Source organism: Limnohabitans sp. Jir61 (assembly GCF_003063545.1).
Lineage (GTDB): Bacteria > Pseudomonadota > Gammaproteobacteria > Burkholderiales > Burkholderiaceae_C > Limnohabitans.
This window is the reverse complement of record NZ_NESD01000003.1, coordinates 87,361-107,321: the sequence shown is the minus strand read 5'-3', so window position 1 is coordinate 107,321 and position 19,961 is coordinate 87,361. Positions and strand designations below refer to the sequence as shown.

The following is a 19,961-nucleotide window of genomic DNA, read 5'->3' as shown; positions in this document are numbered from 1 at the left end:
CATTTAGTCGACAAGTTGAATCAAATACTACGCACTCGTAACATCATATTTTTTGCAACGCGGCAAACACTCTCAGCACTGTCGGCAGGAGAACCTCCTAGTCCGCTCTCGCTACCAACTTTGCACAGGGATTTTTTGCTATCAAGATGAATAATTATTTTGTGTTCTTGTTTTTTCAGCTTAACAATAACCTTAATGCGTGGAGACTTGCGATGAAACACTGACTCAAACACTACTCGAGCGTCTTGTTTATGTAGCTCGTTTTCTAAATCTGCAGCGAGTCTGGGTAGCTGGTGATCCAGTAAGGTGTTCGCCAATTGCTGGCGTTCCGGAGTGTCCAGCATGCTGATAAACGTCAATCTTTCCTGTTTATGTTCACTGTTAAATAGCATTTCAAAATTGTAAAGTTATGGACCTTGGTGCGGCAATTAGCCACTTGGCGTACACCACGGAGCGTATGTTTGTGTCGTGCCTAATCAAAAAATATATATGGCTCAATTTACGGTGATGCGATACTAAAATTTTGGATACTTAGATATTATCCAGATGCTATAGTTAAACCATTAATTTTCATTAACAGATAGATGTACTGAAGTTCGGCCTTCTCGCAGTCTGGACCTCCGACCCAACGAGCTAATGAGTGGGCTGGAATTTGCAAGTGCTTTCCCTCTATTTCAACTTCTACGCGGAAATAGCAGGGACTGAATTCTCGAAATGCAATGACTGTGCCCCAGCGGCCTATTGGCCAAGGTTTGCGTATTACGACAACTTGCTTCCCGGGACGAGCAAGGCAATCTAAGTTGTCCTCAAAGGCTTGTTGGATTTCAACGCTAGAAGTTTTTGCACTAGCTTTTGCAAAATCGTTAGCAGATTCGATAAATTGTTCGGCGTTCATACCTACAGAATCGACTTAGGGCTGTTGTTCCTTTAATAGCTTCTTACTTTTCTTCTCTGAATCGAGCTGAATTCTGGCTAATCAGGTCTTACATTGAAAGAATGAGTTAAAAATTATTATTAATAGAGCCGCAGTGACTTAGCACTCGCAGACTGTTTAAATGCTAATTTTGTATACAAAACATAAGAAGTAAGAGGCGAAGTGGGACCACCTAAGATGTGAATTAATTCACTTTATATGGTGCATTTCTATGAATTTCTTTGTTGCGCAACCTGAAGATCTTGAGTACTCCATGCCACTTGAGCCTATGCGCTTAGAGGTGGTTGGCGAGCAAGAAATAGCCCTTAAAAGTCTACTTTCATCTTTGGTAGTCAGCCATCCGAAAAAGCTAACAAAAGACCAACGACACAAGTTTAGGGACTGCTACAGGGTCATCTTGCTGAATGTTATTTACAACAGCATTAGAGGCACGTATACCGGCATTTCTCTAGCTAACAGGGCATATGACAAGGGAAATTACTGGCATAGCCTAGGCCTTACTTATAAGTTTACCAAAGCAGCTATCGAGCGCTTAAATGCAGATGGCTACATCACCGTTTTTAAGGGGTTTTACAACCATGTTGGGGGCTTCGGTCGGATAACCCGTATCTATGGAACTGAGAAGCTATCAGAGGCTGTAGAAGCGCCATTAATCGGTGATCATTTGCAAGCTGTCGACGATACAGAGGTCATCGTTTTAAAAGGCTTTTTATACGGCCCAGAGGAGCTTCCTGATAATCACCATGACCTTGTTCGCCTGAGAGCCATAAACACCTTTTTAGAGGGCTTTAAATGGCCTCAGAAGGGCCCTATGAAACTTGTCTACTCTGGAGGTCCAGTTCGTGGCGGTCGAGTCTTTTCTCGCTTCCAGAACATGCCTAGGAACATTAGGGCAGAGCTAACAATCAATAGGCAACCAACGGTAGAGCTTGATTACAAATCCAACCATCTGATGATGCTACTTGCTGGCCATGTTGATCCTCTACCAAATGACCCCTACACGGACATCGCCTTACTTGCATCAACAACAAGGGAGAAGGTCAAAGAGTTCATGACTGCATCGTTAGGGGCAGACAATGAAGACACGGCTTTCAATGCTTTGAAACGTAGACGTGTAAATCGAGAGCGGTTCAATGCACTCAAGGAGGCTACGCTTACTGCTTTTCCTTCAATAAAAGGAGCCTTGTTCAAAGATATGGGGGCTATGCTGCAAAGCCTTGAAGGTCAGATAGCTTTGGACATCATGTACGAAGGTGTTATGGCTGATATCCCTGTCCTTCCTGTACACGATTCGTTCATTACAACAGTTGATCATGAAGACTGGTTAAGAGAGCAGATGTATGTTCAATGGATGAAGCATGTCAAAGACGGAGTTAAGACAAGGATTGATAAGAAGTAACAACTGGTAGTGGTAAGTAGGTAAGCATTACTAGTGTCAGCAGATCTCTGTAGCTCCTTTTTGTGTATCTAGGCAGGTACTCATCACCAAAAGCAATCTGTACAGGTATCCCCCCCATCAACTATCAGTAAAGATGATTCTGAGGTGTCGTTAGGGGTGCGTTGGTAATCTCATAAAGAGAAGCGACCTAGGCGAACATCGTGGTAACACTTGTGGTAACTGTTCTAAATTTCTTTGCCTATGCAGCCACATTCAAGGAAGTTAGCAGATGCGCCCACTGTGAGTGGTGGTTGGAAGTGGTAACCAATGAGGTAAAGTAAAGGTTGCGAGACAAGTAATGTGAGTGGATCCAGGTGTTGCCATCCATGTTGGCGGTAGGTTCGACAGTGGGTTCATGGGAAATCATCAAGGCCAAATAGAGATCCCAGCGTTACTTTCGCTCTGCACATCAAAGTCTTTAAACGTCAGTGAATCCATCATTTGCAAGATTCTTGGCGTCTACGCGAGAAAAGCAGTACTTAGCCCAGTCGTTCATTAGAAGCTTGCGTTTTTCCAGTAACTTGCCTCTGCGGTAAGCGGCTTCAACTTTATTCTTAATTGCATGTGCCAGTGCCATTTCAGCTACTTCAGGACTGTGGTTTGTCTCTTCAGAAACCCAGTCTCTAAAGCTGCTCCTGAAACCATGTGTAGTCATAGAAGGTTGAAACTGTTGCACAAGTCTTATCATATAAAGCGAGTGAAAACGGTGACCTTCCAAGCAGAACAAAAAGGGCCCTCCTGATGTCAACAATGATGCCTTTTCAATAAGTAATAGCGACTTATTGGCTAGTGGAATTTGATGTTCAACTCGTGCTTTCATTTTTTCGGCAGGAATAGTCCAAATATCACGCTCGATTTGTGACGTTTTTGCTTGAATTACCTCGCCAGCCCTGCAACAGTTCAAAACAGCAAACTGAAGAGCTAGAGAGGGCAAGGTATTAATCTGTGAAAGGTAGAAGAAAAAATCAGGAATCTTGTCATATGGAAGTGCATTGTGATGAGTTGCCGGTTTTTTTATGTTGGGCAGTAAGTTTTCAAGGTGGTTTTTCCATGTTGCAGGATTGGGTGACGATCTGTAGCCAGTAGTTATGGATGCAGAAATAATTTTTTCGATTCGTCCTCGCAGTCTAGTGGCGGTAACAAACTTGGTATTCCACATTGGAGTCAAGATCTGAATTATGTGATTTGTGGTAATCGCCTCCATTTCTAACATGCCAATTACAGGGTTTGCGAATTGTTCAATGGTCATTAGCCAGTTATGTTCATATTTTGAAGAACTCCACTTGGGCGCCATTCGATGTATGTAGTCGGCTGAAAAAGCTTTGAAAGTTATTTTTTTCTTTGAAGAAGTCTTTTCCTTTTTCTCGATTTGTCTAAGTAATGAAGGGTTCTCATCATTGAAGAGTTGCCCACGAAATTTCAACGATTTCTTTTTGGCGGCGGAGAGTCCAACCGCGGGAAAACTACCAAGACTCATGTCATGACGTCGACCTTCAAAAGTGAACCTAAATATCCAATATTTTTTTAGGTCCGAGCGCACCCATAGATGCAAACCACGCATTTCTGGAATGGAATATCTTGCAGGTTTCGATAGATTGTTGAGAGTTCGCCAATGTGTAGATTTTTTCATTTTGAGATACAAAAAAGTTACCACGCGTAGACGCCAAGAATCTTGCAAATGATGGATTCACTGACGTTTAAAGACTTTGATGTGCAGAGCGAAAGTAACGCTGGGATTTCTATTTGGCCTTGATGATTTCCCATGAACCCACTGTCGAACCTACCGCCAACATGGATGGCAACACTGAGGCGCATGTGATTGCGGTACTTAAAGAGTGGTTGAAAGGACGATCATTGTTGATGTCAACGCATCGCCCTCAGTTATTGGAATGGGCAGATGTGGTCGCCGTTATCGAGGCTGGCCAATGTGTGATGGCTGGCCCAAAACAAGAAATGATTGAAAAGCTATCGCGCGGCATTGACGTGAAGACAGGCGGAGCATGAGCATGAAAGAAAAACTAATGGCCTATTGGACAAAGGTTCAGTCCGTATGGCACAAACTTCAAGAGCTGTGGCAAGACGATAAAAAAGTAGCCGGTTTTGGCGTGCGTACGGTCGAAGATGATGAGCGTGATGCAAGTCGAATGTTGGTATGGGTCACCGCAGCTACGTTGTTGTTGGGTTTGATTTGGGCTGGCTTTTTTAGCCTAGATGAAATCACGCGAGGCCAAGGAAAAATCATCCCTTCGAGTCGTGAGCAAGTGATTCAAAGTTTAGATTCAGGCATCTTGCGCGAAATGCTGGTGCGAGAAGGTGACGTGGTTGAAAAAGAACAAATACTGTTGCAAATGGATGACGCGCGCTCAGGTGCGGGCTATCGCGAAGCAAATGAAAAGTATTTGTCGTTGTTAGCCATTGCCGCGCGTTTGCGAGCTGAGTCAAGTGACTCTGCATTGAAATTCCCGCCAGAGTTGAAAGATGAAACGCAACTCATCAAACAAGAAACACAAGCCTACAAGGCGCGTAAAAAAGCGTTGATGGAGTCACTCGAGGCAGTCGACGCATCTTTGGCTGCCATCACCCGTGAAATCACACTTACCGCACCATTGGTGAAAGGTGGCGTGATGTCTGAAGTCGAACTGCTACGTTTAAAGCGTCAGCAAGCCGACCTCATGGGCCAGCGAGCCGAGCGTAAGAACCGCTACATCACAGACGCCAACACTGAATTAACGCGCGTCTCTTCTGAGTTGTCACAAACAAAAGAGAGTGCTTCAGCCCGTGAAGATGCCTATTTGCACACCACCATCAAATCGCCCATGAAGGGTGTTGTGAAGAATGTGCAAGTAACCACGGTAGGTGGTGTGATTCAGGCTGGCCAGCCGATTCTTGAGATCGTGCCAACGGAAGATGAAATGCTGGTGGAAGCCTATGTCAAACCATCTGAAGTTGCTTTTTTGAAAGTCGGACAAAAAGCCGTTGTCAAGTTGACTTCCTATGACTTCAACAAGTATGGTGGCTTAGATGGCGAGCTCGAGCACTTAAGCCCCGACACATTGAAAGACGAGCGTCAACAACGCAAGCCAGGCGCAACGCCAGCCGATATGGAAGAGGGCTTTTATCGAATTTTGGTACGCATCAAAGATCCTAACCTTGTGCGTAAAGGCTTGAAGATCGAACCTACGCCAGGCATGACCGCAACTGTTGAGATTCGCACGGGTCAAAAAACAGTGCTGGAATACCTCTTCCGCCCACTGCAAAACGTATCGCAAGCATTGCGAGAGCGTTGATTTAGGATTGGCGTCAGACAAAAACCTACGCCACCTAAATATCGCTTCTTATGACGCAACAAGATCCCGCACATTTAGAGCAAGTCTTGCAGAATCAACGTGATGCACATATGTTGCATCCGTACCCCAGTCTGGCTGAGCGTCGCCAAGACTTGTTTCAGTTGAAAGCCTTTGTGCGAGACAACGCAGAAGCTATAGCTGATGCTATTCATGCAGATTACGGGCATCGTTCACGCCATGAAACCATGTTTGCTGATGTTGCGCCGGTGATTCAAGGCGTTAAGCACGCGCTCAAACATCTCGCTAATTGGATGCGTCCTCAAAGACGCGGCGTAGACTGGTTGAATTTTTTTGGTGCAAAAAATCGTGTTTTCCCTCAGCCGTTAGGCGTGATCGGCATCATCGTTCCGTGGAATTTTCCAGTTAACTTGAGTTTCATGGTGTTGATTGACGCATTTGCAGCTGGCAATTGCGCAATGGTCAAGATGTCAGAGAACTCACGTCATTTGACAAAGCTGTTGATCGAAAAGTCACCCCAGTATTTTTCAAAAGACAAGCTGATATTTATTGAAGAAACAGGCGGTGTAGGCGAGGTTTTTTCACAGCTTAAATTTGATCATCTGGTTTTCACGGGTTCATCACAAACAGGGCGAGCGGTGATGGCAGCGGCCGCACAAAATTTATGCCCGGTGACATTGGAGTTAGGTGGAAAGTCGCCAGCTGTGGTGTGTGAAGATTTCTCATTACGCCAAGCGGCTGAACGAATTTTGTTTGTCAAATGCTTTAACGCAGGACAAATTTGTACCAACGTAGATCACCTTTACTTGCCTAGGCATCACATCGGTGAATTTGTTGAGATAGCCAAAGAAATTGTTCAAAGACGTTACACGTCATTAGAGAGTTTGGATTACTCCAGCATCATTGATGCCCGATCGTTCCAACGGTTGATCGACGGACTACAAGAAGCAAAAGCGCGAGGTGCAACGCTCGTCCCCTTGTTGGATGGAAAACCGTGGGATGAAGAAACGCGCAAGATCGCACCGCATTTGGTGCTAAACATGCCACTAGGTTGTGCTCTTCAAGTGCGAGAAATATTTGGCCCTATCTTGCCAGTGATTGGATATGCCACGTTGGATGAAGTTGTGCAAGGGATCAACAGCACGCCGACACCACTGGCGTTTTATGCGTTCAGTCATGACGATCGCGTGGTGGATGATTTGGTTCGTCGTACACGCTCTGGTGGTGTAGCGATTAACGATTCACTATTTCATACCGCGCAGCACAGTTTGCCATTTGGAGGTCTGGGCGAAAGTGGCATGGGTCATTACCATGGCTACGATGGCTTTGTTACTTTTTCAAAAATGCGTCCGATCTTTTACCAAGCGCGCATCAGTGGCATGCGCTTCATGTGGCCACCGTATGGCAAGCTTGCAACCAAATATCTAGGCTACTTACTCAAATGAAACGTCGCGATTTTCACCAGCTGCTTCAAGGCAGTGCTATGGCCTTAGCGCTCTCACCATGGATGAAGGACGTAGCAGCAACAGAGTCCAAATTGCACGCATGGCGCGCCAATCCTTTTGCATTGGGTATCGCAAGTGGTCGTCCTCGTGCGGATTCAATTGTGCTGTGGACGCGCTTGCTTTTCAGCCAAGAAGATCGGGCCGTAGAGACCGAAGCATTGCGTGTCGATGTGGAGGTATTTGCCGATGCCAATCTCAAGCGCCGTGTGCAAAAAGCAGAGGTGTTCACAGATGCCTATCGCGCCCACAGCGTGCATTTGCATGTGCAGCATTTAAAACCCAGTACAGACTATTGGTATCGTTTTCGACAAGGCGATGCCTATAGCCCCGTCGGCCATACGCGCACAGCGCCGGCATTGAATGCTGATGTGCGTGAGCTGAGAATCGCACTGTCGTCATGCCAGCACTATGAGCAAGGGCAATACATTGCGCACGCAGAGATTGCCAAACAAAAGCTCGACTTCGTCCTGTTCATGGGTGACTACATCTATGAAAGCAGCAATCCGCAATACGCCATTCGCAAACACAGCGGCGAAGAACCCAAAACACTGGCGCAATACCGTGAGCGCTACGAGCAATACAAACGCGACCCCATGTTGCAAGCGGCTCATGCCGCCCACCCTTGGGTGCTGATGTGGGACGACCACGAAGTGGTGAACGACTACGCCAACGACCAAGACCGCCAATACACCGATCCACAGCAAATGCTACTGCGTCGCGCAGCGGCGTATCAAGCTTACTTTGAGCACCAGCCCGTGCTGTTGGGGCCCGACAAAGACAACCCCGCCAACATGCGTTTGTATGAACAACTGAGCTGGGGAAAGTTGGCCGATGTATGGACCCTCGATTGCCGCCAATACCGCAGCGCCCAAGCTTGCCGCGACCCAGTGCGTGGCGGTGGCCGAATGGTGGTGCAGTGTGATGAGCTGAGTGACTCCACACGCACGATGCTGGGCAATGAACAAGAGCGCTGGATCACGGACAGCTTGAGCCAATCCAAACGCCAATGGAAGCTAGTGGCCCAAGCCACACAAATCAGCTCCACCAGTATCCCCGCGCCCGTGGGCCGTAGCTACTGGAACGATGCCTGGGATGGTTACCCCGAAGCACGCAAGCGCCTGTTGCAAACCGTGGTGGATGCCAAGTTGAGCAACGTTGTTACCTTAGGCGGCGATGTGCACTGCAACGTGGCCGCCAACTTGCGTCTTGAGCCCAATAACCCACAGTCCCCCATCGTGGCCAGCGAGTTTGTGACCACCTCCATCACCTCACGCGGTTTGGGCGACAAGCCTGCAGCGCTGATTCGTGAAAGCAATTCCGACTTGTTGCACTACCGCTCAGACGAGCGCGGCTACGGCTTGATCACCGTCACGTCTAAAGAAGCGCGTTGTGATTTCAGAGCTACCAAGTTTCCTGCGGGAAGTGAAGCTGGGCTGAAAACGCAGGCGAGTTATGTGGTGAAGAGCGGCAAACCAGGTCCGCAAGCGGTTTAACGCTTAGGCAGATAGCACGCCACGGTCTAGCGTGTAACTGCGGTCACTCACCCACTGTGCAAAGTGCGTGTTTTGCTCAGACAGCAACACGCTCACACCTTGGCGCTTGAGCGCCAAAATCATTTCACCCATTTGCTCGACGATGACGGGGGCCACGCCTTCTGACGGTTCGTCGAGCAGCACCATCAGCGGGTTGCCCATGAGGGTGCGCGCCACGGTGAGCATTTGTTGCTCGCCCCCGCTCATGTGGCTGGCAGGGCGTTGCTGCATGTCGGCGAGGTTGGGGAACAAAGCAAAGATTTGTTCGAGTGACCATTGCGGGGCAACCGTGTCGTCTGCAAAACGACGCGCAGCTTGCACACCGAGTTGCAAGTTTTCCAGTACGGTCAGGTCGGTGAAGATGCGGCGGTCTTCGGGCACATAGCCCAAGCCGAAGCGTGCGGCTTGGTAGGGTTCGGCGTTGGAGATGTCATGGCTCGCAAACACCACGCTGCCAGTGCGTCGGGGCATGAGGCCCATGATGGCTTTGAGCGTGCTCGATTTGCCCGCGCCGTTGCGCCCAATGAGTGCTACCACTTCGCCGCGCTGCACATGCAGCTGTGCGTTGAACAGCACTTGCGCTGCGCCGTACCAAGCATTTAAACCTCGGACGTTCAGCAACGAGGGGGTGGGTGCTTGTGTCATGCCTGAGCCTCTGTTGTTGAAGCACCAAAGGTTTTGCCGCTGCCAAAGTACACCGCCTGCACCTGTGGATCTGCCTGCACTTGCGCAGGCGTGCCTTGCGCGAAGAGTGCGCCACGCGCCATCACCAGCACGCGATCGGCGTGTTCAAACACCACGTCCATGCTGTGCTCGGTAAACAGCACGGCCACGCCGCGTTGGTTGACTAAGCTACGTGTGAGTGCCATCAGTGCGTGTCGTTCGTCGGGGGCCATGCCTGCGGTGGGTTCGTCCATCAGCAGCAAGCGCGGTTCGTTGGCCAGTGCCATCGCTAGCTCAAGGCGCTTCACATCGCCGTAGGCGAGTGCGCTGCAAGGGCGGTTGGCTTGAGTGTCCAGCTGCACTTGCTCAAGCAGTTGCAGCGCATCTGCACGGCGGTAGTGGGTGGCGCGTTGCCAAGGCGCGAGGGATTTGCCATCAGCTGACAGCAATGCCATTTGCACGTTCTCAGCCACGGTGAGCGAGCCAAAAGTTTGTGCAATTTGAAAGGTGCGGCTCACGCCCATGCGCCACAGCTCGTTTGGCTTGCGACCAAGAAGCGACACACCATCCAAGGTGATGCTGCCGCTGTCAGGCGAGAGTTGGCCGTTGACCAAATTGAAAGTGGTGGATTTGCCTGCGCCGTTAGGGCCGATCAGGGCCAGCAGTTCGCCCGCTTGCAAATTGAACGACACATCGTTCACGGCTTGGTTGCCGCCGAAGGCTTTGTGCAAATGTTGAACGCTCAGAAGCGTGGTTTTGTGGTGCGTGCTCATGCATCACCTCGCACTTTGGATGAGCGCACACGCAGCCACAGCGCTTGCACCGACCCTGCAATGCCCTGCGGAAATACCAGCACCAGCAGCAACATGCTGCCACCCAACACGGCACGCCAGTAGTCGGTGCTGCGGGCCAAGCTGTCTTGCAGCGCCGTAAACGTCACCGCGCCTACGAGTGGGCCGACGAGCGTGTGCACGCCGCCTAGCATGACCATGACCAAACCATCGACCGACTTGCTCACGCCCAACACATCAGGCGAGATGCTGCCTTTAGAAAATGCAAACAACGCGCCCGCCAAACCCGCAAAGCCAGCGGCCACCACAAAGCCCAACCATTGCACATGCGCCACGTTCAGGCCCATCGCTTCTGCGCGGCCCACCGAGTCGCGGCTGGCACGCAATGCGTAGCCAAGCGGCGACATCAACACGCGGCGCAGTGCGTACACGCTTGCAGCAACTAAGCCAAGCGTGAGCCAGTAGTAAGCAGCTTTGCTTTGCAACCAATCGCTAGGCCACGCACCCGTGATGCCGTTGCTGCCACCCGTGAAGTCGTCCCACTGAAAACAAATGGACCACACAATTTGTGCAAACGCCAAAGTCAGCATGGCCAAGTACACGCCCGATAAGCGCACCGCAAACCACGCAATGGGTGCAGCCACCAACGCACTGACGAGGGGGGCCAACAACAAGGCTGCTTCGCTAGACACACCCGCCCGCAACACCAGCAGCGCGGCGGCATACGCACCCACACCAAAGTAAGCCGCGTGGCCAAATGAATGCATGCCTGCTGGCCCCGTGATGAAGTGAAGACTAGCCGCGAACAAGGCAGCAATAAGAAGGTCAATACCCAACACCAGTGTGTAGGGCGAGTCCGTGGTGAACAACGGCAGTGCCAACAATGCAGCACCGACGCACAGCCATACCCATTGCGAGTGAACGCTGCCTAAAGTAAACGGTGCTTCTTGCTCGGTGCTGATGCGCGGCGCACTTTGTGGCTTGCCCAGCAAACCCCAAGGACGGACCATCAACACCACAGCCATCACCAAAAATTCGACCACGAGCGTGAGTTTAGAAAAAGCAAACGACACGCCCAAAATGTTTACCGTGCCCACAGCGATGCACAGCGCTTTGATTTCGGCAATCAACAAGGCCGCCACAAACGCGCCGGGGATAGAACCCATGCCGCCCACCACGACCACCACAAACGCATCACCAATGGTGGCCATGTCCAGCCCCAAGTGCGGGGGCTCGCGGGGCAGTTGCAGCGCACCACCCAAGCCTGCCAAAGCGCAGCCCAGCGCAAACACTGCGGTAAACAAGTGGCGCGGGTTCAATCCCAAAGCGCCTAACATCTCGCGGTCTTGCGTGGCGGCGCGCACCAACACGCCAAAGCGCGTGCGCTGCAAGCACCACCACAACACCGCCAACACCAGTGGGCCAATGGCGATCAGAAACAAGTCATAGGTCGGAAAGCGACGGCCCAAGATATCCACAGCACCGCTCAGCCCCGGTGCGCGCGGTCCCAGCAAATCTTCAGCGCCCCAAAGCCACAACGTGCCGTCTTGAATGACGAGCACCAAGGCAAAGGTAGCAAGCAACTGAAACAACTCAGGCGCTTTGTAAATGCGGCGCAGCAACAGCACTTCCACCAACGCACCCAACAAACCCGTGACGAGTGCGGCGCAAAGTAACAACAAGAAGTAGGCAGTGGTTTGACCAGCAGCGTCACCTAGCACCACACTCAAAGCGGCGGACACAGCCGGCGCAGCATGCAACACAAGCGAGTACGCCACATACACACCCAGCATGAAGAACGAGCCATGCGCAAAGTTGACGATGCGCGTCACGCCAAAGATGAGCGACAAACCTGCAGCCACCAAGAACAAAGACGATGCAGCAGCCAGCCCGTTGAGGGCTTGTACGAAGAGGCTGGCGGCGTCCATCAAGGTGTGTGGCTTTGAAATTAAAACGCCCGCAAGAGGCGGGCGTTGTGTTTGGGTTCGAGTGGCGTTTAGTTGCTCGGTCTGAGTTTTTTCACAACGTCATCGCTGGGTTGCACGCTGGCTCCGTCGATGTAGCGGTAGTCTACCAACACGCCCTTGCCGCCTTCATTTTTTGTACGACCCAAGAACGCGCCCAAGGTGGACTGGTTGTCTTGCTTGCGGAACACCACGGGACCATAAGGCGTGCTGAATTTCAAACCGCTAAAGGCAGTGACCAGCTTTTCTGTCTCAGTGCTCTTGGCCTTGGTGATGCCTGCAGCCAAAGCGTGAATCATGCTGTAGCCCACGACCGAGCCCAAGCGGGGGTGGTCGTTGTATTTGCGGTGGTAGGCCAAGTAGAAGGCTTTGTGCTCAGGTGTTTGCACGCCGTACCAAGGGTAGCCCGTGACGATCCAACCGTTGGGGGTTTCGTCTTTGAGCGGCTCCAAATATTCGGGCTCGCCGGTCAAGAGGCTCACCACCTCGCGGCCTTGGAACACACCGCGTGTGTTGCCTTCGCGCACAAACTTGGCGAGGTCTGTGGCAAACAACACGTTGAAGATGGCATCGGGCTTGGCATCGGCAATGGCTTGCGTCACAGAGCCTGCGTCGATCTTGCCCAGCGTGGGCGCTTGCTCGGCCACAAACTCCACATCGGGTTGTGCAGCCTTCAGTAATTGTTTGAACGTGGCTGCAGCTGACTGGCCGTATTCGTAGTTGGGGTACACCACGGCCCAGCGTTTTTTCTTGAGTTTGGCGGCTTCGGGCACGAGCATCGCCACTTGCATGTAGGTGCTGGCGCGCAGGCGGTAGGTATAGCGGTTGCCGTTTTGCCAAACCATTTTGTCGGTCAGCGGCTCGCCAGCGAGGAAGAACACTTTGCGTTGTTTTGCAAAGTCGCCCAGCGCCAAACCAATGTGCGAGAGGAAAGCACCAGACAGCACATCTACCTTTTCGCGGCTTAGCAGCTCTTCGGCGGCACGCACGGCGTCGCCGGGCGAGGCGTTGTCGTCACGGGTGATGAGCTGAAGCTGTTTGCCGTTCACGCCACCTGCGGCGTTGATTTCTTCCACGGCCAACTCCATGCCTTTTTTGTAGGGGTCGAGGAAAGCGGGCTGGGCCTTGTAGCTGTTGATCTCGCCAATCTTGATAAGGTTTTGGGCGAAGGCTGGTAGAGCTGCCACGCTGAATGCGAGGGCTACGGTGCGCAGGGCGGATGCAAGTGTGGTGTTCACGAAAGAAGCCTTTGAGAGCAAATGCTGGCCACGTGCGGCAAGCACCTAAAAATTGTGAAGCTTCAATTGTCTTGCAAACCCGAAACACAGTTGCATACGTTTTCGAAAGTCCACAGAAAGACCTGTGCTAGCCTTTGGCCATGCCGTTATCGCGCCGTTTATCTGCCCCTAAGTTTGAAGCCCGCTGGCCTGCCGTGGTGATTTGGCTATGCGCGTGGGGCTTGCTTTGGGGCTTGGATGGGGTGCTCAACTTGGGTAACTTGGCCTTGTTGTTGGTGTTGGCTAGTGCCATTTCAGGGGTGTGGTTGTCAGCTCTTGCATCGATAGGTGCGAGCGCTGTTTTTGTGCTCATGTTCAATTGGTTCTTCATCGAGCCGCGTTACACCTTCAACGTGCATGTGCATCAAGATTTGTTGCTGTTGGTCACCATGATGGGTGTGAGTGTGGTGGTGAGCTATTTAATGGCGCGTCTACGCGCAGCGGCCGAGCTAGAAAGCCAACATGCCCAAGCGTCTGAACTGTTGCGCGAGCTGAGCGATCAGTTCCGCGAGACACGCGACATGCAGCTGCAAGGCCAGCGCCTGCAAACGTTGATGGCGCAAGAGGCGGCATGCGAGGTGTCGGTGTTGTTGCTCCAAGACGGCGCATCAGACGAGGGGGTGGGCCAAAGTCAATTGATTGGCCAAGCCAAAGGCCAAGACCTGCAAGGTTTGCTGGCCTGTGCACAAAACTTTGCAGCGATGGGGCCAGGCACAGGTCGTCATGAAAATCAAACCACCGTGTTTTTGCCTTTACGTGGCCGTTCTCGCGCCTATGGCGCAGCGGCTTTGCATGCGAATGGCGCAAAAGGGCTGACTGCGCTTCAACGAGAGATGCTGCAGCAAGCCGGCGATTTATTGGGTTTGGATATCGAACGCGCACAAACACTGCGCCTAGCCCAACAAGCCAAAGACGATGCACAAAGCCAAAGCCTGCGCAACACCTTGCTCACCTCTATCTCGCACGACTACCGCACGCCGCTGGCCAACTTGATGGGCGCAGCCTCGGCGATTCACGACCAAGCGGCGCGCTTGAGCACCGATAAAGTAGCCGCATTAGCGCAGACAGTGATTGACGAAGCGCAGCACCTTAACCGCATGACCACCAACACCTTGCAGCTGGCGCGCTTAGACGCTGCACCGTTGCAAATCAAAAAGGATTGGGAGTCGTTGCAAGAAATTTTGGGATCGGTGTTGGCCAAATCGCGTCAGCGCCATCCCCAGCGTGACATCGTGGTGGTAGTGCCTGATGGCTTGCCGCTTATCTATTGCGATGCGATTTTGTTGGTTCAACTTTTTGACAACTTGATTGAAAACGCCATCAAGTACAGCCATGACGACACACCCATCGACATCCAAGTGCAACCCAAACCCAGTGCACTCGAGGTGCGCGTGATGGACCAAGGCACAGGCATTGCCGATGCTTGGAAAGGCAAAGTGTTTCAAGCTTTCGAGCGTGTCCATGCAGATACCGCGCAAGCCGATGCGACAGAGGCCACTCAATTACGCCGCGGCATGGGCGTGGGCTTGGCTGTGTGCAAAGCCATTGCCAAAGTGCATGACGCCAAGCTTTGGGTCGAAGACCGTGCGCCTCATGGCGCGGTGATGTGTTTGCAACTGCCTGTGCTGCAACAACCCAATGTGGTGATGGAGGCGTAACGCGCATGGCCCTCAAAGTATTGTTGGTCGAAGACGACCGTGATTTACGTCAAACTTTACGCGACGCATTGAGCGTGGAAGGCTATGAGGTGGTGGCCAGCGGCAGCTCGGCAGATGCCAGTGCGGTTTTGCGCAACACGATGGCCTCAGGCAGTCCGCTAGATCTACTGGTGCTTGACTTGGGGTTGCCTGATGGCGATGGTGGCGACTTGCTGCGAAGTGTCCGTGCGCAATATGCATTGCCCATTCTGATCATTTCGGCGCGACATGACGATGCCAACAAGGTGGCTTTGCTCGATGCAGGCGCAGACGATTATTTGGTCAAGCCTTTCAGCATCAGTGAATTGCTCGCGCGCATGCGTGTCACGTTGCGCCACCGTGGCACGGTGGTCTTAGCCCCGCAAACCCAATACAACTGCGGCGCTTTAGACATTGACCTTCCCAAACACACCGTGTTCAAGGCTGGCGAAGCGGTGCATCTCACGCCCACCGAGTTCAAACTGTTGGCGCGCTTGGTCCGTCAAGCGGGGCAAGTGGTGACACACCGTCAACTGCTGGTGGATGTGTGGGGCGCTGAGCATGTGGACCAAACGCAATACCTGCGCTTGTACATGGGCCAGCTACGTGCCAAGCTAGAGCCCAACCCAACAGAGCCCGCTTTGCTGTTGACCGAGCCTGGCGTTGGCTATCGCTTAGCTGAATAGTTCACATTTATTGGCGCATAGGCGGACACTTATGCTTTCCTAATGCCGATGCTGGCAACCTTGAGGCACTTAGATAGGAGTCCTCATGTCAGCCATTGATTCAGACAACCCCTCGGCGCACATCAAGCGCCAGTCAACCGCCGCGTTGACCTTGGGTGCCATTGGTGTGGTGTACGGCGATATTGGCACCAGCCCGCTGTACACGGTCAAAGAAGTGTTCTTGCCCGCCACAGGCGTCGCGCTCACGCCTGAAAACTTGATCGGTGCCGTGTCCGCCATTTTTTGGGCCTTGATGCTCATCGTCACGCTCAAATACGTGATCTTGATTTTGCGTGCTGACAACCGCGGCGAAGGCGGCGCCTTAGCCCTTACTGCTTTGGCGGCCAATGCAGTCAAGCACAAGCCACGGCTGCGTCACTTCTTGTTGCTGTTGGGGCTTTTTGGCGCCACCTTGTTTTATGGTGACAGTGTCATCACACCGGCCATCTCGGTGTTGGGGGCGGTGGAAGGTTTAGAAATCGCCACCCCATTGCTGCAGCCTTATGTGGTGCCCATTGCCTTGGCGGTGTTGGTGCTGCTGTTTTTCATGCAGCGCTGGGGCACCAACTTTGTAGGCAAGTTTTTTGGCCCCATCATCGTGGTGTGGTTTCTCATTCTCGGCTACACCGGCATTGAGCAAATTGTGCAAACGCCAGAAATTTTGGCGGCCTTGAATCCACTGCACGGCATCAACTTTTTGATGGACCGTGGCCCCTTTGTGTTGGCGGCTGTTGGTGCGATTGTGTTGGCGCTCACGGGTGCTGAAGCCTTGTATGCCGACATGGGGCACTTTGGCCGCAAACCGATTCAAATTGCGTGGATGGGTTTGGTCATGCCGAGCTTGGCGCTGCACTACATGGGCCAAGGCGCGTTGCTCATGCACGACGCCACCGCGATTGAAAATCCTTTCTTTCGCATGTTCTCCGAAGACTGGTTGATCCCAGCGGTGTTGTTGGCAACGGTGGCAGCCATCATTGCTTCTCAAGCGGTGATCTCGGGTGCGTACTCGATGACCAAACAAGCGATTTTGTTGGGCTTCTTGCCTCGCATGGACATCAAGTACACCTCGGAGCAAGAGGTGGGTCAAATCTACATGCCTGGCGTGAACTGGATCTTGTTAGCGGGTGTGGTGCTGGCGGTGTTGGCATTTAGAAGCTCTTCTGCCTTGGCCGGTGCGTATGGCATTGCAGTGACGTTGACCATGGTCATCACCACCATCATGACGTTCTTTGTGGTGCACGATGCATGGAAGATGCCTACGCCTTTGGCGATTGGCGCAACGCTGTTCTTTCTCGCCATTGATTCGTTCTTGTTTGCAGGCTGCATCATCAAGTTCTTTGATGGTGGTTGGTTGCCACTCGCCATGGGTTTGACCCTGTACTTGGTCATGACCACTTGGTCACGCGGCCGTGAGCTGGTGGTTGACACAATCCGTCGTGACGGATTGGACTTGAATACCTTCATTCAGCACATTGATTCGGGCCACACCCACTTGGCCAAACGTACCGCCATTTATGCGGTGGCCAATCCTGAGACCGTGCCGCAAGCTTTGTTGCACAACATGAAGCACAACCAAGTGCTGCACGAGAAAAATGTCATCCTCACGGTGGAGTTCGACAACGTGCCTTGGGTGTCAGACAAGCAACGCGTGCGCGTGGAGCGCTTGAGTGAACACTTCTGGCAAGTGTGGGTGAAGTTTGGTTTCATGAACACGCCTGATGTGCCAAAGGCTTTGAAGCATTGCGAGCCTCTGGGGTTGGAGATTCCCGTCTTTGAAACCTCGTATTTCTTAAGCCGCGAAACGGTGATCTCGACACCGGGCGGCGGCATGGCGCAGTGGCGAGAAAAACTGTTCTCTGCCATGACGCGCAATTCAGGTGGCGTGGTTGAGTTTTTCAACCTGCCAGATAACTCAGTTGTAGAACTTGGAACACGGGTGCAAATATGATCGAACACACATTACCTGTCACGCTCAAACTCACAGGCAAAGCGGGCCTTGACCCTCGGGTGGCCGCGGAGTTTGCAATGGCCGCCGCGCAGTTTGATGGCGATATCACCGTCATGTGTCATGGCAGAACCGTCAATGCCAAATCGGTGGCCCAAGTCATGGCTTTGGGCGCGACTCACAACGATTTGGTGGAGCTGCATGCCGATGGCGAACATGCGCAACAAGCGGTGAATGCTTTGATTGCGGTGATTCAAAAAGGCTAAGCGCTTCCTCAAACAAAAGCCCCGCCAGCTTTGCAGCTGACGGGGCTCTTGTTTTGACGCTTGTTACACGCGACGAGCGCGTGTGCTGAAACTTAAGCAGTTTCCAAACGTGCTTCCAAAGCTTTGAGCGTATCGCTCATGGCCTTAGGCAGGTTGTGGGCCAGCTTGCTGAAGTGCTCTTCGTGCAATTTGAACTCTTCGGCCCAAGCGGCTTTGTCGATGCTGGTCACTTTGGCGAAGTCGTCGGCGCTGAACTCGATGCCAGACCAGTTGATTTCGCTGTAGTTCGGGGCCACACCAAACATGGTGTCGTGGCCTTGGGCTTTGCCTTCCAAGCGGTCGATGATCCACTTCAACACGCGCATGTTGTCGCCGTAGCCTGGCCACACGAACGAGCCAGACTCGTCTTTGCGGAACCAGTTGACGCAGTACAACGCGGGCAGCTTGTAGCCAGCAGCGGCTTGTTTAGCGCCGATGTCCAACCAGTGTTGGAAGTAGTCGCTCATGTTGTAGCCGCAGAAAGGCAACATGGCGAACGGGTCACGGCGCACCACGCCTTGTGCGCCAAAGGCGGCAGCGGTGGTTTCAGAGCCCATGGTTGCAGCCATGTACACGCCTTCGGTCCAGTTGCGTGCTTCGGTGACGAGTGGTACGGTGGTGGAGCGGCGGCCACCAAACATCATGGCGTCGATGGCTACGCCATTGGCGTCGTCCCACTGTGGGTCGAGTGCTGGGTTGTTGGTGGCAGCCACGGTGAAGCGGGCGTTGGGGTGAGCCGCCTTGGTGCCTTTTTCTTTAGCAATGGTAGGTGTCCAGTCGTTGCCTTGCCAGTCGATCAAGTGGTCGGGCAGCTTGCCTGTGTCTTTTTCCATACCTTCCCACCACACGTCGCCGTCGTCGGTCAAAGCGACGTTCGTGAAGATCACGTCTTTGTGCAGGCTCAACATGCAGTTGGGGTTGGTTTTCATGTTGGTGCCGGGGGCGACGCCAAAGTAGCCAGCTTCTGGGTTGATGGCGTACATCTTGCCGTCGGCGTGTGGCTTGATCCAAGCAATGTCGTCACCGATGGTGGTGACTTTCCAGCCGTTGAAGGCTGCAGGTGGCACCAACATAGAGAAGTTGGTTTTGCCGCAAGCGCTAGGGAACGCAGCTGCCACGTGGTACTTTTTGCCCTCAGGGCTGGTCACGCCCAAGATGAGCATGTGCTCAGCCAACCAACCTTGGTCGCGGCCCATGTTGGATGCGATGCGCAAAGCAAAGCACTTCTTGCCCAACAAAGCGTTGCCGCCGTAGCCCGAACCGTAAGACCAGATTTCGCGGGTCTCTGGGTAGTGCACGATGTACTTGGTTTTGGGGTTGCAAGGCCAGGTGGTTTTGTCTTTTTCGCCAGCAGCCAAAGGCGCGCCCACGGTGTGCACGCAAGGCACGAAGGGGCCGTCAGTGCCGATCACTTCGTAAACGGCTTTGCCCATGCGGGTCATGAGTTTTTGGTTCACCACCACGTAGGCGCTGTCAGACAGCTCAATGCCAACGTGGGCAATGTGTGAACCCAAAGGGCCCATGCTGAATGGAATCACGTACATGGTGCGGCCCTTCATGCAGCCGTCGAACAGAGGGTTCAACGTGGCGCGCATCTGGGCGGGTTCCATCCAGTTGTTGGTGGGGCCGGCGTTTTCTTTTTTCGCTGAGCAGATGTAGGTGCTGTCTTCTACGCGAGCCACGTCAGATGGGTCGGTGATGGCGAGGAAAGAGTTGGCGCGCTTGGCGGGGTTGAGCTTCTTGAAGGTACCGGCGGCGACCAATTCGGCGCACAAGCGGTCGTACTCTTCCTGGCTGCCGTCACACCAGTAGACGGTGTCTGGCTTGCACAAGGCGGCCATTTCGGCAACCCAAGCAACCAGCTTGGTGTTCTTCACATACGCGGGGGCGTTGATGTTCAT

General features: G+C 52.6%; 17 protein-coding genes. 9 read left to right on the top strand and 8 right to left on the bottom strand.

Annotated elements, in window-relative coordinates:
* Positions 1 to 20 precede the first annotated feature (20 nt).
* Entirely contained in the window at positions 21 to 392 is a 372-nt protein-coding gene (locus tag B9Z35_RS10345; RefSeq protein WP_108283632.1) for a hypothetical protein, read from the bottom strand.
* Between the two features lie 146 nt (positions 393 to 538).
* Positions 539 to 895 (bottom strand): hypothetical protein, encoded by a 357-nt coding sequence (locus B9Z35_RS10340; protein ID WP_108283631.1) that lies wholly within the window; start codon positions 893 to 895, stop codon positions 539 to 541.
* A gap of 250 nt (positions 896 to 1,145) precedes the next feature.
* Between B9Z35_RS10340 and B9Z35_RS10335 the strand changes: the two genes are divergently transcribed.
* Positions 1,146 to 2,333: a hypothetical protein gene (locus tag B9Z35_RS10335; protein ID WP_108283630.1), complete on the top strand. Its 1,188-nt coding sequence runs from the start codon at positions 1,146 to 1,148 to the stop codon at positions 2,331 to 2,333.
* A 457-nt stretch (positions 2,334 to 2,790) separates the two neighbouring features.
* Here B9Z35_RS10335 and B9Z35_RS10330 read toward each other — a convergent pair whose 3' ends face one another.
* Positions 2,791 to 4,002, bottom strand: a complete 1,212-nt coding sequence (locus tag B9Z35_RS10330; RefSeq protein ID WP_108283629.1) for an integrase arm-type DNA-binding domain-containing protein — start codon at positions 4,000 to 4,002, stop codon at positions 2,791 to 2,793.
* A 119-nt stretch (positions 4,003 to 4,121) separates the two neighbouring features.
* Here B9Z35_RS10330 and B9Z35_RS10325 point away from each other — a divergent pair, with 119 nt between their 5' ends.
* The 4 genes from B9Z35_RS10325 to B9Z35_RS10310 are packed head-to-tail and all read left to right on the top strand — an operon-like array spanning position 4,122 to position 8,675.
* Positions 4,122 to 4,376 carry a hypothetical protein gene (locus tag B9Z35_RS10325; RefSeq protein ID WP_146178987.1) on the top strand — a complete coding sequence of 85 codons (255 nt, stop codon included), beginning with the start codon at positions 4,122 to 4,124 and terminating at the stop codon, positions 4,374 to 4,376.
* 2 nt (positions 4,377 to 4,378) lie between these two features.
* Positions 4,379 to 5,659 (top strand): HlyD family type I secretion periplasmic adaptor subunit, encoded by a 1,281-nt coding sequence (locus tag B9Z35_RS10320; protein WP_199219809.1) that lies wholly within the window; start codon positions 4,379 to 4,381, stop codon positions 5,657 to 5,659.
* Between the two features lie 50 nt (positions 5,660 to 5,709).
* Positions 5,710 to 7,122, top strand: coding sequence for a coniferyl aldehyde dehydrogenase (locus tag B9Z35_RS10315; protein WP_108283627.1), 1,413 nt, complete (start codon positions 5,710 to 5,712; stop codon positions 7,120 to 7,122).
* Positions 7,119 to 8,675: an alkaline phosphatase gene (locus B9Z35_RS10310; protein ID WP_108283626.1), complete on the top strand. Its 1,557-nt coding sequence runs from the start codon at positions 7,119 to 7,121 to the stop codon at positions 8,673 to 8,675. Before B9Z35_RS10315 ends, B9Z35_RS10310 begins: the two co-directional genes overlap by 4 nt.
* A gap of 3 nt (positions 8,676 to 8,678) precedes the next feature.
* Here the strand turns inward: B9Z35_RS10310 and B9Z35_RS10305 are convergent, their stop codons facing one another.
* The 4 genes from B9Z35_RS10305 to B9Z35_RS10290 form a co-directional block, all read right to left on the bottom strand.
* On the bottom strand, positions 8,679 to 9,359 hold the full coding sequence (locus tag B9Z35_RS10305; RefSeq protein WP_108283625.1) for an ABC transporter ATP-binding protein: 681 nt from the start codon (positions 9,357 to 9,359) through the stop codon (positions 8,679 to 8,681).
* A complete protein-coding gene (locus B9Z35_RS10300; protein WP_108283624.1) occupies positions 9,356 to 10,150 on the bottom strand; it encodes an ABC transporter ATP-binding protein in 795 nt (264 codons plus the stop codon). The genes B9Z35_RS10305 and B9Z35_RS10300 overlap by 4 nt, the downstream gene beginning before the upstream one ends.
* Positions 10,147 to 12,096 carry an ABC transporter permease gene (locus B9Z35_RS10295; protein ID WP_108283623.1) on the bottom strand — a complete coding sequence of 650 codons (1,950 nt, stop codon included), beginning with the start codon at positions 12,094 to 12,096 and terminating at the stop codon, positions 10,147 to 10,149. The genes B9Z35_RS10300 and B9Z35_RS10295 overlap by 4 nt, the downstream gene beginning before the upstream one ends.
* A 68-nt stretch (positions 12,097 to 12,164) precedes the next feature.
* The gene (locus B9Z35_RS10290) at positions 12,165 to 13,370 is read right to left on the bottom strand and encodes an ABC transporter substrate-binding protein (RefSeq protein WP_370444125.1); all 1,206 of its coding nucleotides are present in this window, start codon (positions 13,368 to 13,370) and stop codon (positions 12,165 to 12,167) included.
* A gap of 140 nt (positions 13,371 to 13,510) precedes the next feature.
* Here B9Z35_RS10290 and B9Z35_RS10285 point away from each other — a divergent pair, with 140 nt between their 5' ends.
* The 4 genes from B9Z35_RS10285 (at position 13,511) to B9Z35_RS10270 (ending at position 18,021) form a co-directional block, all read left to right on the top strand.
* The gene (locus B9Z35_RS10285) at positions 13,511 to 15,067 is read left to right on the top strand and encodes a DUF4118 domain-containing protein (RefSeq protein ID WP_108283622.1); all 1,557 of its coding nucleotides are present in this window, start codon (positions 13,511 to 13,513) and stop codon (positions 15,065 to 15,067) included.
* 5 nt (positions 15,068 to 15,072) lie between these two features.
* A complete protein-coding gene (locus B9Z35_RS10280; protein WP_108283621.1) occupies positions 15,073 to 15,771 on the top strand; it encodes a response regulator in 699 nt (232 codons plus the stop codon).
* 85 nt (positions 15,772 to 15,856) lie between these two features.
* Positions 15,857 to 17,758 carry a potassium transporter Kup gene (locus tag B9Z35_RS10275; protein WP_108283620.1) on the top strand — a complete coding sequence of 634 codons (1,902 nt, stop codon included), beginning with the start codon at positions 15,857 to 15,859 and terminating at the stop codon, positions 17,756 to 17,758.
* Positions 17,755 to 18,021 (top strand): HPr family phosphocarrier protein, encoded by a 267-nt coding sequence (locus B9Z35_RS10270; protein ID WP_108283619.1) that lies wholly within the window; start codon positions 17,755 to 17,757, stop codon positions 18,019 to 18,021. Before B9Z35_RS10275 ends, B9Z35_RS10270 begins: the two co-directional genes overlap by 4 nt.
* Positions 18,022 to 18,113: 92 nt before the next feature.
* On the opposite strand, the gene B9Z35_RS10265 is transcribed toward B9Z35_RS10270, so the two are convergent.
* Positions 18,114 to 19,961, bottom strand: a complete 1,848-nt coding sequence (locus B9Z35_RS10265) for a phosphoenolpyruvate carboxykinase (GTP) (RefSeq protein WP_108283618.1) — start codon at positions 19,959 to 19,961, stop codon at positions 18,114 to 18,116.